Genomic DNA, 13683 nt, shown 5'->3' with positions numbered 1-13683 from the left:
AGTAGGAGTTTTTAATGTTTCGAAAAGTTTTAGCAGTTCTTTTCTTATCTTTTGCTGGCTTATTTGCACTTTCGGCACAGAGTGATGAATGGTATTGGAATCAGCCAATTTCTAAAATTGATTTCAATGGTTTGAACAATGTTAAAAAATCAGACTTAAATGGTATTACAAGCTCGTTCATTGATTCACCTTTTACAGATGAAACTTATAATGAGTTACTGGACCGTTTATATAGCCTTGAATATTTTGAAGATATTACTCCTTATGCTAAGCATGCTTCAAATGATAATTCAAATGTTCTTCTTGTTTTTGAAGTTGTAGAACGTCCTGTTATTAAATCCATCAATTTTGTTGGTAACCATAAAATCAGAAATGGTGAACTCCGCGAACAGATTAAAAATAAAACAAGCGATATTTTTATTGAATCAAAAGTCCTTATAGATGAAAGAATTATCCGTAACTATTATCTTAAGAAGGGTTTTAATGCTTCTTATGTTTCTCACAAAACTGAAACAACTGAGGATGGAATTGTAGTTAGTTTTGAGATTTCTGAAGGAAGCAGTTCTGTAATTCGTGAAATTAAGTTTACTGGTAACTCAATTGCTTCAAGCCGTGCTCTTAAGAGAAAACTTGCTTTGAAGGAAGTTGGTCTTTTTAAGGACGGTGCATATCAGTCTTCAACACTTGAGCAGGATAAACAGACAATCATTAAATATTATCAGGAACGCGGTTATGCTGATGCTAACATTCTTGATGTAAAAATTGATACAGCCTTCAATGAAGAAAAACAGAGAGATGAACTTACAATTCTGTTTATGATTCAGGAAGGTGCTCAGTATACTTATGCAGGTCTTAGAATTTCTGGAAATGAAGTATTTACAGAAAAAGAACTTCTTAAGCAGAAAAAGCTAAAAGAAGGCCAGATTTACAATGCAACAAAGTTCCAGGAAGATGTTTCTGCAATTGCAAATGTTTACCACGAAAACGGATATATGATGAATGAATTCTATCCGGTTCCTGTAAAGGATTCTGATAGACATGAAATCTCTTACGATCTTACAATAAAAGAGCATTCTCGAAGTCATATTGAAAACATCATAATCAAAGGAAATAATAAAACAAAAGAGTATGTAATCAAACGTGAAATTCCAATTACTTCTGGTGATACATTCTCTAACGATAAAATCATTAATGGTTTAAGAAACCTTATGAATCTCCGTTACTTTTCGAATGTTGTTCCAGAAGTTCAGCAGGGTACAGAAGGAAATCTTGTTGACTTGATTTTCTCTGTTGAAGAGCAGTCAACATCATCAGTTAATTTTGGTGTTACTTTCTCTGGTGCAACTGATGATTCAGAATCTTTCCTTCCTATTTCATTGTTTGCAAAAGTTGAAAATTCAAATCTTTTTGGAGAAGGTCGTACAGTTTCTGCAGGTACAACACTTGCTCCTAATGAACAGTCTATAAATCTTGCTTATTCACAAAACTGGATTGGAAAGTATCCTATTGCATTTAATGCGGCGCTTTCTTTCAGTCATGCAAAAACATCAAGTCTTAAAAACCAATGGACTCCAAATCTTGAACTGATACAGAACAGATATTTTATGAATTATAATGATTGGAGTGTTACTTTAAGTTCTGGCCTTTCAAGAAGATGGACTCCAGATTACGCTATTTTGACTCTTGCGGGGGGAATTGCCTCTTCATTGCAGAAGAATATTTTTGATGAAGCAACAAATGTGCCTTATGAGGCATCAATTTCTTCATATGCAAACCGATGGGGAATTTCGAATTCGATTTATGGAAGCTTCTCAGTTGATAACCGTGATTTAAACTATGACCCTTCAAAAGGATGGTTTGGAAGTCAGCGTTTTACCTGGCACGGACTTATTCCAGGTCTTGAAAAGGAATTCTATTTAAGATCAGATACAAAACTCGAAGGTTACTTTAAGCTGTTTGATATTCCTGTTACAGATAACTGGAACTTTAAGATGGTATTTGCAGCTTATACAGGATTCTCTGCAATTATTCCTGTTGAAAATGGTATTAATACAAAGAATGCAATTTATGTTGATGGTCTTCTTAATGGTCGTGGCTGGAGTGATATATACAAAGAAGCTCGTGGTCTTGCAATGCTTTCAAATAGAGTTGAACTTCGTGTTCCTGTAGTTCCTGGAATTATTGGTATTGATGGCTTCTGGGATGCAGCTGCTGTAAAACCTAAACTTCAGGATATGGGTAGCCTTGGATTAGAAGATTTCTACTTCAGTTATGGTCCTGGAATTCGTGTACTTATTCCACAGTTACCATTGCATCTTATGTTTGCATGGAGATATAGAATTGAAGATGGTAAGCCAAAGTTTGCTGATACTCCATTCAATTTTGTACTCTCATTTAATATTGTGAACTATTAATATCTGTTATAAAATAAATATGGTGGTTGAACCTGTTGAAGCCACCATCATTAAGGAACACTAATATGAAAAAACATCTGAAAATATTAATAACATTTTGTATTCTCTCAGTATTCAGTCTTCCTGCTTTTTCACAGCAGATTACAAAATTCGGGGTTGTAGATACTGCAAAGGTTTATAATGCTTACTTCAGAAATTCTGCTCCAATCAGAAACTATGAAAAAAAGAAGGCTGAATTTCAGGAAGAAATTAACAAGCAGGTTGAGCAGATTAAAAAGCTTCAGCAGAAAAAGCTTGATTATGAAAATGCCGGCAATGATTCAATGGCTTTAAAAACAGAAGCTGAAATTACTAAGAAAACTGATTATCTCACTGAATATACCAACGCTAAAAACGTTGAGCTTGAGTCTATGCAGAAAACTCTTCAGAACTCTGATGAGTTTTATAAAAAATTATACAACACTCTCGCTAAAATAGCAGAGAGTGGAAGCTACAGTATGATTTTGAGTCTGCAGGAGTCTAATGCGATTCTGTGGTATTCTTCTTCAGTAGATATCACTAATCAGGTGATTCAAGAGCTGGGACTTTAGGATAAGGGCCAGGGCTAAAGGGAAATGGCTGACGAAGAGAATCTCACCCCGATGATGATTCAGTATCGGGGAATAAAAGAAAAGTATAAAACCGAGGTAGTTTTTTTCCGCCTCGGTGATTTTTATGAAATGTTTAATGAGGATGCGGTAGAAGTATCGCGTCTTTTGAATTTAACACTTACACACAGGGCTAATCAGCCGATGTGTGGAATTCCATATCACGCAGCAAAAATCTATATTGCACGTCTCTTACGGCTCGGAAAGAAAATTGTAATTTGTGAACAGGTCGGTGAAATTCCAAAAGGTGGAAAGGGAATTGCAGAACGTAAGGTAGTAGAAATAATCACTCCTGGTACTGCTGTTGAAGCAGAATATCTGGATGGAAGTCGTGCAAACTATCTGGCAGCACTTTCAATTACAAAAGGAAAAGCAGGTTTTGCCTTTATCGATGTAACTACTTCTTCATTCCGGGCAACTTCATGGCCAGCTTCAAAAATGGCTGAGTTCTTTGGAAAGGAACTGAATAGAGCTGCTCCACGCGAACTTTTGCTTCCTGTCTCTCTAAAAAATAATGAAGTTGTAAAAAGTATTCTTGAAGGTTATGGAACAATTTCTGTTTCTTATTATCCTGACTGGGATTTTTCTGCAGAACTTTCTTTCAAAAAATTAACTGCACAATTTAAGACTGCAAATCTTAAAGCTTTTGGTCTTGAATCAGATAGCCCGGAGGTTGTACCTGCAGGCTTCCTTTTAGACTATCTTGAAAAAACAACTAATACAACGCTTCCTCATGTAAGTTCAATACGCATTTACAGTGACAGCGAATTTCTTATTATGGACGATTCTTCCAGACGAAATCTGGAGGTCGTTTCAAATATGCGTGACGGTTCTTCTCAATACACTCTTATTGAATGTGTTGATTTTACAAAAACTGCAATGGGTGGGCGTCTGCTTCGTAACTGGCTTTTATTCCCGCTTACAAACCTTCGTCAGATAGAAGACCGTCAGACTAAGGTTGCAAGTTTTGTTGATAACAGAACATTACTGGATAAAGTAAAAAATGATTTGTCTGGTATTCTGGATGTAGAACGTCTTGCAGGCCGTATTGCTATGGAACGTGCTCATGCTAAAGATTTGCAGGCTTTAAGGACAAGTCTTGAAGCATGGAGTCGTACTAAAGAATATCTTGGTGAATATGATTTTTCTTTTATAGATGATGATAATTCAAAAAAAATCTGTGGTCTTATAGAAAATGCTATTCTTGATGATCCGTCTACTTCTCTTACAGACGGTGGAATCATTAAGGCGGGATGGTCTGAAGAACTGGATCATTGGCGTAGTGTACACGATAATTTCAATCAGATTCTTAGTGAATATGAGGCTGAAGAAAAAGAAAAAACTGGTATTCCAACTTTACGCGTAAAATATACTAATGCTGCAGGTTACTTTATAGAAGTCAGCAAGGGAAAATTGGGCAGTGTTCCGGCGCATTTTATTATGAGACGGGCTCTTGTAAATGGAGACCGTTATACTACAGAACGCCTGCAGCAGCTCGAACAGGAGCTTAATGAATCTTCTACAAAAATACTTGAGCTTGAACGTGATCTTTTTGTTGAAGTCAGAACAACTCTTGCAAAATATATTCCATATCTTTTACAGATTGCAGATGAAATTGCAAATACTGATGCAGCCTGTTCTTTTGCGCAGGCCGCAATTGAACATAACTGGGTAAGACCAGAAATGGAAGATTCTTCTCATTTTGAGATTAAAGATGGCCGTCATCCTGTTGTTGAAAATCATCTTCCTACAGGTGAGTTTGTACCTAATGACGCTTTCCTTTCTGCAGAAGAAAAAGAATCTTCAGTTGTACCGGCATTTGCTTTAATTACTGGTCCTAACATGGCTGGTAAGAGTACCTATCTTAGACAAAATGCTTTGATTGCGCTGCTTGCACAGACTGGTTCCTATGTACCTGCAAAGTCTGCAAGGCTTGGAATTGTAGACCGTATTTTCTGTCGTGTAGGTGCTTCAGATAATCTTGCAAAGGGAGAATCAACCTTCCTTGTTGAAATGACTGAAACTGCAAATATTCTTCATGCAGCTACTTCACGTTCTCTTGTTATTATGGATGAAGTAGGGCGTGGTACTTCTACAGAAGACGGACTTGCAATCGCCAGAGCGGTTTCCGAATATCTGCTTGATACAATCGGTTGTAAAACTTTCTTCGCAACTCACTATCATGAACTTTCCCGAATGGAACATCCTCGGCTTAAAATGCTTTGCATGGATGTGCTTGAGCAGAATGGTTCTGTTGTATTCCTTCGCAAGGTAAAAGAAGGTGTTACTGAAAACTCATATGGTATTCATGTAGCAAAACTTGCGGGTATTCCTCAGAGTGTTATAGAACGAGCTAATACTATTCTGGCTCATATTCAGGCTCTTGCTTCTGATAATCCGATTCTTCTGGATGATATTCCGGCTAAAAAAGAATCTCAGTCTGCTCCACAGATGCCTTCAACTCCAGGTCTTTTTAGTGATGAAGAAATTATTATTTCAGAGATTCTTTCTACTGATACTGATAATCTGACTCCACTGAACGCCCTGCAGGCAATAGCACGCTGGAAAAAAGCTCTTTCAGGTCTCTAAGATTTTTTAAGAAGATTTTAATCTTTTTTTATAAATCATTTCCTTTTTTCTTCATATCTGCACCATTATATAGATATGAGGAAATTGTTTTTCGAAGTAAAACAGTTCATTGTCTCGTTATTCAGATTGCTTTATGTTTTCATAAGCGGTGGTGAAGAATGTGCTGTCTGTGGCTCGCTGGTTTTTCTAAAGCCAATATGCAGGTCATGTATGCAAAAGCATTTTTCAATCAACAGAGTTATGGAAAAAGAGCGGTGTGAATGCTGCGGGCGGGAATTGATTTCAATGAAAGGAAAATGCATGATATGCCGCGAAAATCCTGTTATAAAAAGTACAGACTGTGTTATTCCCTTGTTTTCATACAGACTCTGGAATCGGGAGCTTATGTTCAGATGGAAAATGCAGGAAGAAAGAAATTTTTCGCCGCTGTTTGCAAAACTTTTATGTGAGGTACTTAGAAAAACAGAGAACAAAATTATTGTACCTGTTCCACCACGAAAAGGTAAAATCCGAAAAAATGGCTGGGATCAGATAGAAGAACTTTGTTGTTTCCTTGAAAAACGCTATGGCTTCAGGGTGTTAAGAATAGTTGAGCGGAATACAGCTGGTCAGCAGAAAAAGCTCTCTCGTAATCAAAGACTTGAGTCTATAAAATCTGCATACTCATTGGCTGCACCTCGGGTAGTTGAAAACGCCCTTAAGCCTTTTGAAGGACATTTTCCAGAGACTGTATGTCTTGTTGATGATGTTTGTACTACCGGCTCAACCTTAGAAAGTTGTGCAGAAATTCTTAAAAAGGAGGGGATAAAAACTGTAAACGCTGTAACTCTTTTTACTGTGGATTAAGCTCCGTGCCGAAAAAATTGCATTGCAAAACCTCAAATTTAGGAGTATTATTATAAGGATAGGTTTTATTATCTTGGAGGGTCTCTATGGCTAATGATGTACAGTATCAAATGGTAACATTTCATCTTGGTGAAGAATTATATGGTGTTAACATCATGGATGTTAAGGAAATTGTAAGACTTCAAAATGTACGTGTTATTCCTAATGCTCCATATTATGTAGAAGGTATTATCAATCTGCGTGGAGAAATTATTCCAATTATTGACTTGCATAAGCGATTTAAGATTCAGGCTTCAAATAAATCTGAAGATATAGAAATGGAAGGTGGATTTATTATCCTTAATATTGACGGCAGCAAAATCGGTATTATTATCGATAAAGTTGAGCGCGTTGTTACCGTTAAAGGCGAGGATGTAAAAGACCCTCCACAGATGCTTAGCGGAATCGGAACAGAGTATATCGAAGGCGTTGTACGCGAGGAGACAGGCTATCTTATTATGCTTAATACCCGCAAGCTCTTCAACGCTAAAGAATTACAAAAAATCATCGATATTCAGTAAAATAAATGATACAGACTTACAGTACAACTATTCGTAGAAAAGAAATGGATGCGGTTTTGACCTGCATGGTTGACGAAAAAATTGGTCCCGGCGAGTTGAACGCAAGATTGATCCAGACGGTAAAGGAATTTACTAAATGTGATGGTGCAGTGGCTCTTCGCAGCCCTGCAATAGCTTTAAAATATGCACTTCAGGCATTAGATTTTGAAAAGGGCGGAAAGATTATGATTTCTGCTCTGGCTCCGGCATGGCAGTATCAGACTGTTGAAAGCCTTGGCTTTGTGCCTCTCGTTCTCGATGTAGACGAGGTTACAGGTCTTGTAACAGCAGAAATTGTTTCAAAGGGAATGCAGGAAGGCGGACGTCTTCTTGTGCTTCATGAAACTGAAGGTATTCTCCCTGATTTTGAAGGCATAATGTCTCTTGGAATTCCAGTTATAGAAGATATCTCACAGAGTGCTGGTGCATCAGTTCCTGTATTATCTCCTGAAGGTGTTCCAACTGAAGAACGTAAGCTTGCAGGTTCCTTTGGTATTTATACAATTATGGGACTTGAGGAAAGAGATGTCCTTACAGCAGGTGGTGGAGCTGTTCTTATGGCGCCTGGTCGTCGTGAATGGATAGTTCTCAAGAAGTTTTCAGATGCAGCTCCTCTTACTGATCTCCTGCCAGATATTAACTGTGCTCTTGCATGGGTTCAGGTAAAGGAATATCCGCGTAATGAAAAGACCAGAAAAGAAATCTTTTCAATGTTCCATCAGGCTTGTCTTATTGGACGACACAAGATGTATGCACGAGAAATGGAGCAGGGCTCTACAATGAGTTGTTTCCCTCTGATTCTTGCAAGTTCTTATAAGGATGTAAAACAATATGCTTCCCGAAAGGATATAGAAATACAGCTTGCATATGACAATTCTGTAATTGCATTGAAAGAAGAATTATCTGAATCTTGTATTCATGCTAAATCTCTTTATCTTCGCTGTGTACATATTCCGCTTTATCCGCGTTTGACACATGCTGAAAGTGCAAAGATTGTAAAAGTTTTAAGTTCTCTGCCATAAAAAGTAATAAAGGAAATAATGAAAAAAGCACTTATAATTATAAATGTTAGCAAAGAAGAATCTATGACTCTCGCACAGGAAATTGCACGCTACCTGGAAAAAAAAGGTATACAGCATGATTTTCTGAGTTTTGATGGATTTGTTGATAATACAGATTTTAAGGGCTATGATTTCGTTGTTTCTCTTGGTGGAGATGGAACTGTACTTTATGCAGCAAGAAATGCTTCTAAATATGGACTTCCTGTTTTTCCTGTAAATCTTGGTGAATTCGGGTTTATTGCTTCCGTACAGCCTGAAGAATGGGAGAAGGAACTAAAAAGTTTCCTTGACGGAAAATCATCTTTTGAAAAACGTACAATGCTTAAGGTAGATGTAATCCGTGACGGAAAAAAGATTTACAGTTCTTTAAGCCTTAATGATGCTGTAATCTCAACACAGAGAGGAGTTTCTACTGTTATGCTCTCTGTAAAAAGAAATAATCTTCCTTTATGCAATCTTAAAGCTGATGGACTTATAATAGCTACTCCAACAGGTTCTACTGCATATTCAACAGCTGCCGGTGGTCCGATTGTTTCTCCAGATCTCGAAGCTTTTGTATTAACACCATTAAATTCCTTTTCCCTTTCAAGCCGTCCTGTGGTTTTAAGCCCGGACAGTAAACTTGAAGTTACTGTAGAAAAAAGCCGTGCAAAGGATTTATATTTTACAGTAGACGGACAGGAGCCTTTTCAAATTAAAGTTGGAGATATAATCACTGTTATTTTGAATAAAAAGAAAGCAAAACTTGTTGCATGCTCCACAGAAAAATTCTATAACGCGCTCAGATCAAAATTAAACTGGTCGGGGGTACCTCATGCTTGAAGATTTAACCATTAAGGATTTTGCACTTATAGATTCAGATTACCTGGAGTTTACAAAAGGTTTTACAGTATTATCTGGAGAAACCGGTGCGGGTAAATCAATTTTGATTGGAGCTCTTTCTTTTCTCCTTGGAGGAAAGGCCGATGTTCAGCAGATTAGGGTTGGAAAAAAAGAGGCTAGTGTAAGCGGAACTTTTCTATTGCCAACAGGACTTCCTGTACGTACAGAGTATACTGATGAAGATGAACCTCGTAATGCGCTGGAATGGCTTTCCTTTCATGGAATTGAAATAGAAAATGACAGAGTTCTTCTTCGCCGTATTATCCGAGACACTGGAAAAAACGGTGCATGGATTAACGATACTCCAGTAACACGCAGCGACCTTACGCAGTTCTCATCTTTCCTCGTAGATATCCATGGACAGCATGAGCATCAGTCTCTTATGAAGGTAACTGAGCATCGGAAATATCTTGATGCACGTGCCGGAATTACTTCTGATGTAGAAGCCTTTACTGCAAAATATGCTGTTCTAGTTGCAAAACGAAAGCAGCTTGCTCAGTATAATCTTTCAGACAGCGAGAGACTCCGTAAGCTTGATATGATGAGTTTTGCCGTAAAAGAGATTTCAGAAGCTAAACTCAAACCTGGTGAAGATACTGCTTTGGAAGAAGAGCAGGCTCGTCTTTCTTCATATGAAAAAATCTATTCTGATGCAGATTCGATTAATCAGCTTTTAGATGGTGATGAAAACTCTGTATTAGGACTTCTTAAACGAATCCGTAGAGATTCAATGCACATTACAGAACTCGATAAATCTCTTTCTTCTTTGGACGAACGCGTAGAAGCGGCATTCTATGAGTTATCAGATATCGCAGGTGAATTTTCATCATATAAAAATAAACTTGTATATGATCCTTCTCGTCTTCAGACTGTAGAAGAACGACTTTCTCTTATTTATAATCTTAAGAAAAAATATGCTTCTTCTGTGAATGCTCCATTATCTGAAGTAATCTCTTATTTTGAAGAAGCACAGAAATATATTGAAGAAAATGGTGATGGCAATAACAAGAAAGATGCCCTCACAGCTGAAATTAAGGTTCTTGAAAAAGAAATTCTTACCCAGGCAGAAAAACTTTCAAATGCACGTAAATCAACTGCTTCAGTTTTAAATTCCGAAGTAGATGAGATTCTTTCAAAGCTTGGAATGAAGGGAACAAGTTTTACCGTTCAGATCAATCAGAAAGCTGGATCTGATGTTGAACAGCTTTGCGGCCCTTACGGAAAAGATGATATAGAATTTCTTATTTCAGCAAATCCTGGAAATCCTCCGCTTCCACTTGCTAAAATTGCATCTGGTGGTGAACTTTCCCGTGTTATGCTTGCCCTTAAAACAATCTTCGCTCAAACAGATAATGTTGAAACCCTTGTATTTGATGAAATTGATACAGGTATTGGTGGTGAAGTTGCTGTAGCAGTTGGTGCCCATATAAAGAACCTGGCAAAAAATAAACAAATTTTCTGCATTACACATCTAGCGAGTATCGCAGTTTATGCCGATAATCAGATTAAGATAGAGAAGAGTGTCTCCGGAGAAATTACCTCTTCAAACGTTTATCCTGTGGAAGGCGAAGCTCGTGTGGCTGAAATTGCTCGTATGCTTTCCGGCGATTCTGATACATCGCAGTCTCTGGAACATGCACGATCTCTTCTTGCTAAATTCAGCGGAGGTGACTGATGTCAAAGATCTCAGAAGAAACAAGGCTTCATTTTAGCGAAGCAATTCAGCCGTATAAGGGAAAAATAACAGCTACTCTAGAAAAAGAGAAAACCATGCTTAATGGTATGCATAAAGGCGATATTGATTACGAGAATAAAAAATTGCTTTTGTGTGAAGATATGATTTATGCTGCTTCACTTTACATGGCACAGAACAGTCTTTCTCTTCGCCTTATGGAAGTTAAAAATAATGATGCACTTAATGATGCCAGAAAACTTCTTTATAAAGCAATTATTTATCTTGAAGAAATAGTTTCAGATACAATCGATGCTCCATATGCAGATTTAACTCCGCTCCTTGAGCCAATTCATAATGTACCAATTATCCGCCGTTATACAATTATCCGTAAATTAGGACTTGCTATCACTATGCTGAAAGATGCATTTGGTGATAACAGTAAATGGAAATGGTCTTTTGTAGAACTCGAAGGACGTTTTGCTACTGTTTCCAAAAATCTCATAGATATGAAAGCCTGCGTAAAAGATTATTTTGATCCAGGTAGTGCAAATTATGAGACAACTGTTTTATACATCAGAATGATTCAAAAGCAGTTAAATGATTCTGCAACTGCATATCGAGATAAATATGAACTTTCAACACGACGTATTGATGATATGCGTAATGCTATAAAATATCTTCTTGCTTTGCGTAAACTCTATATCGCTATTAGTGATGCAACTCAGGCAGAGGAAGTTAAGAAAAAGGCTGTAGTCTGGAAAGACAAGATGGATTCAGACCATAAAGCCGGACTCAGCAATTAGAACTTAAGGATTTACTTGTAACATGAATAAGAAACTCGCACTGAAAATCTTCGAAGGATTTTCAATTCAAAGATGGAATGATTTAATCCGCCCGTTTGACCTGGTTGAAATGGACAAGGCCGCAGAAAAAATGGTTCTTGCCTATATAATTGGGAAATACGAAGAGAACAACGGAAAATATATTGACTGGAAATGGATGATTTACGCATCTTTATTTGACCTTCTTCGTAAAATTTCACTGTGCGATATAAAAGCTCCTGTACAGCAGATGCTTCGCCGTCAGTTCCCAAACGAGTATATGCATCTGAATGAATGGGTACTTAATCAATACAGACAGATTATGCCTGACGAGCAGCTTTTTTCTGAGTTTACTATTTATGTTGGACGCCAGGCTGGTTCTTTTAAGATTCCTGAAGAATTGAAATCATCTATGGATGTATATAGAGCAGCTCATAAGTATTCAACTATGCGTGAGCTTGAAATGCTTGCCATTGTAAATGAAAAGGAACGACTTAAAAACATTCGTAATGAACTTGAAGCCGAAATTCAACCTTATCTTCATCTTGAGGGACTGCAGAAACTTGTTACTCATCAGAAAGCTTTTGATTTCCTTTTGAAAATTGAACAACTGCGTTTCCAGACAAGATGGAATCAGACTCCTCGTATTCCGGCGACATCGGTTCTTGGACACTGTTTCTTTGTTGCAATTATGACTCTTTTACTTGGACGGGAATCAAATCCTGATATGTGTGACCGCCGCGTTATAAATAACTATTTCAGTGCGCTTTTTCATGATCTTCCTGAATCTGTAACACGAGATATCATTTCTCCTGTAAAAACTGCTACAGATGATCTACCGAATATTGTAAAGAAAATCGAAGATGAGATTGTAAGTAAAGAACTTGTTCCTTTGATGGAACCGTTTTTCCAGAATGAACTTATTTATTATACCAGTGATGAGTTTACAGACCGTATTCTCGATAAAAAAGGTAAAATAGTTCATGTTTCCTGGGAAGATTTGAATAAAAAATATGATTCAGAAGAATTTCAGCCGATAGATGGTCGTCTGGTTCGAATATGCGATCATTTTTCTGCACTTATGGAAGCTGATATATCAATTAAGCATGGTATAACTTCAGATCATCTTATTAAGGGCCGTGACGGAACTCTTTCTCATTATAAGCCGGATGAAATCATAAGTGGTATAAAAGTGCATGAACTTTTTCACGAAATCTGCCGATAATATAGTTATGAAAACTCAATTTTGTAAACACTTCGCCCTTATTTCAATCTTTTTAATTATGATGTCTGCACTCTATGCAGATATTACCTACAAGGTTGAAAAGGGAGATACTCTATATTCAATCAGCCGCAAATATCAGATTACTGTTGCAGAACTTCGTACTGCCAATAATCTTTCAGAAAATGATGTTATTAAAGCAGGTCAAAAGCTTATTATTCCTGATGCTGATATTGGAACTGCTGCAGCACTTTCATCTACAAAGGCTGCCGGAAATGCATCTCCATCGGGAAAAATTGTAGAATATGTTGTAAAAAAAGGTGATACACTTTACGGCATTGCCCGCAAAAACAGTATGGCAGTAGCTGATCTTATGGCACTTAATAATCTGGATTCTTCTGCAGTAATTAAAGTTGGACAAAAGCTTAAGGTATCTCAAGGTACTTCAAATACAACTACAAAAACAACTAATAAACCTGTTGAGCCTGCAAAACCTGGGGAAACGGTAATCAAGGTAAACGAACCTGCTCCAGATACACGTACTTATGGTACAACTGTAAATGCTGATTCAAATACAAAATGGCCTGTATCTTCTCCAAAGATTACTCAGGTTAAAGGCAAGATTTCTGGTGTACAGCTTTCTGCAAAAACTAACGAGCCTGTTGTTTGTATCCATGAAGGTACAGTAATGTATGTCGGTGTTTACCGTGGCTTTGGTCAGGTTGTATTCGTACAGTCTAAAACAGGTTTGATTTATGCTTATACAGGTCTTGGTTCTGTAAAGGTTCGCAAAGGTGAATATGCAATTTCTGGTGCAGAGTTAGGAACTGCTGGTCTTGATTCTTTGAGTCAGAAATATCAGATTACCTTTATGGTTTTCCAGAACGGACAGCCTGTAGACCCGGCAAAAGCTCCAAGAAACTAGAA

General features: G+C 37.4%; 11 protein-coding genes. All 11 read left to right on the top strand.

Features of this window, described 5'->3' with window-relative positions; all coding sequences use genetic code 11:
• Window positions 1–14: 14 nt before the first annotated feature.
• On the top strand, window positions 15–2414 hold the full coding sequence (gene bamA, locus AABJ44_RS09330) for an outer membrane protein assembly factor BamA (protein WP_338368642.1): 2400 nt from the start codon (window positions 15–17) through the stop codon (window positions 2412–2414).
• A gap of 65 nt (window positions 2415–2479) precedes the next feature.
• Entirely contained in the window at window positions 2480–3004 is a 525-nt protein-coding gene (locus AABJ44_RS09325) for an OmpH/Skp family outer membrane protein (RefSeq protein WP_338368641.1), read from the top strand.
• A 24-nt stretch (window positions 3005–3028) separates the two neighbouring features.
• A complete protein-coding gene (gene mutS, locus AABJ44_RS09320) occupies window positions 3029–5650 on the top strand; it encodes a DNA mismatch repair protein MutS (protein ID WP_338368639.1) in 2622 nt (873 codons plus the stop codon).
• 75 nt (window positions 5651–5725) lie between these two features.
• The gene (locus AABJ44_RS09315; protein ID WP_338368638.1) at window positions 5726–6496 is read left to right on the top strand and encodes a ComF family protein; all 771 of its coding nucleotides are present in this window, start codon (window positions 5726–5728) and stop codon (window positions 6494–6496) included.
• Between the two features lie 86 nt (window positions 6497–6582).
• Window positions 6583–7056 (top strand): chemotaxis protein CheW, encoded by a 474-nt coding sequence (locus AABJ44_RS09310; protein ID WP_074640214.1) that lies wholly within the window; start codon window positions 6583–6585, stop codon window positions 7054–7056.
• A 5-nt stretch (window positions 7057–7061) separates the two neighbouring features.
• On the top strand, window positions 7062–8117 hold the full coding sequence (locus tag AABJ44_RS09305) for a DegT/DnrJ/EryC1/StrS family aminotransferase (RefSeq protein WP_338368637.1): 1056 nt from the start codon (window positions 7062–7064) through the stop codon (window positions 8115–8117).
• Window positions 8118–8135: 18 nt separating this feature from the next.
• Window positions 8136–8978 carry an NAD(+)/NADH kinase gene (locus AABJ44_RS09300; RefSeq protein ID WP_338368636.1) on the top strand — a complete coding sequence of 281 codons (843 nt, stop codon included), beginning with the start codon at window positions 8136–8138 and terminating at the stop codon, window positions 8976–8978.
• A complete protein-coding gene (recN, locus tag AABJ44_RS09295; protein ID WP_338368635.1) occupies window positions 8971–10713 on the top strand; it encodes a DNA repair protein RecN in 1743 nt (580 codons plus the stop codon). Before AABJ44_RS09300 ends, recN begins: the two co-directional genes overlap by 8 nt.
• Entirely contained in the window at window positions 10713–11516 is an 804-nt protein-coding gene (locus AABJ44_RS09290) for a hypothetical protein (RefSeq protein ID WP_338368633.1), read from the top strand. The genes recN and AABJ44_RS09290 overlap by 1 nt, the downstream gene beginning before the upstream one ends.
• 22 nt (window positions 11517–11538) lie before the next feature.
• Complete coding sequence (locus tag AABJ44_RS09285) at window positions 11539–12759, top strand: HD domain-containing protein (RefSeq protein WP_074640221.1); 1221 nt, start codon at window positions 11539–11541, stop codon at window positions 12757–12759.
• A 7-nt stretch (window positions 12760–12766) separates the two neighbouring features.
• Window positions 12767–13681, top strand: coding sequence for a LysM peptidoglycan-binding domain-containing protein (locus AABJ44_RS09280; protein ID WP_338368631.1), 915 nt, complete (start codon window positions 12767–12769; stop codon window positions 13679–13681).
• Window positions 13682–13683: the final 2 nt, after the last annotated feature.

This window comes from Treponema bryantii, from assembly GCF_036492245.1.
GTDB classification, from domain to species: Bacteria; Spirochaetota; Spirochaetia; order Treponematales; family Treponemataceae; genus Treponema_D; species Treponema_D bryantii_C.
This window is presented reverse-complemented; position numbering and strand designations above follow the sequence as displayed.

Excerpts from the sequence above, each read along its gene's own strand:
- bamA (WP_338368642.1), top strand. The coding sequence starts at position 15 with ATGTTTCGAAAAGTTTTAGCAGTTCTTTTCTTATCTTTTGCTGGCTTA.
- AABJ44_RS09325 (WP_338368641.1), top strand. The coding sequence starts at position 2,480 with ATGAAAAAACATCTGAAAATATTAATAACATTTTGTATTCTCTCAGTA.
- mutS (WP_338368639.1), top strand. The coding sequence starts at position 3,029 with ATGGCTGACGAAGAGAATCTCACCCCGATGATGATTCAGTATCGGGGA.
- AABJ44_RS09315 (WP_338368638.1), top strand. The coding sequence starts at position 5,726 with ATGAGGAAATTGTTTTTCGAAGTAAAACAGTTCATTGTCTCGTTATTC.
- AABJ44_RS09310 (WP_074640214.1), top strand. The coding sequence starts at position 6,583 with ATGGCTAATGATGTACAGTATCAAATGGTAACATTTCATCTTGGTGAA.
- AABJ44_RS09305 (WP_338368637.1), top strand. The coding sequence starts at position 7,062 with ATGATACAGACTTACAGTACAACTATTCGTAGAAAAGAAATGGATGCG.
- AABJ44_RS09300 (WP_338368636.1), top strand. The coding sequence starts at position 8,136 with ATGAAAAAAGCACTTATAATTATAAATGTTAGCAAAGAAGAATCTATG.
- recN (WP_338368635.1), top strand. The coding sequence starts at position 8,971 with ATGCTTGAAGATTTAACCATTAAGGATTTTGCACTTATAGATTCAGAT.
- AABJ44_RS09290 (WP_338368633.1), top strand. The coding sequence starts at position 10,713 with ATGTCAAAGATCTCAGAAGAAACAAGGCTTCATTTTAGCGAAGCAATT.
- AABJ44_RS09285 (WP_074640221.1), top strand. The coding sequence starts at position 11,539 with ATGAATAAGAAACTCGCACTGAAAATCTTCGAAGGATTTTCAATTCAA.
- AABJ44_RS09280 (WP_338368631.1), top strand. The coding sequence starts at position 12,767 with ATGAAAACTCAATTTTGTAAACACTTCGCCCTTATTTCAATCTTTTTA.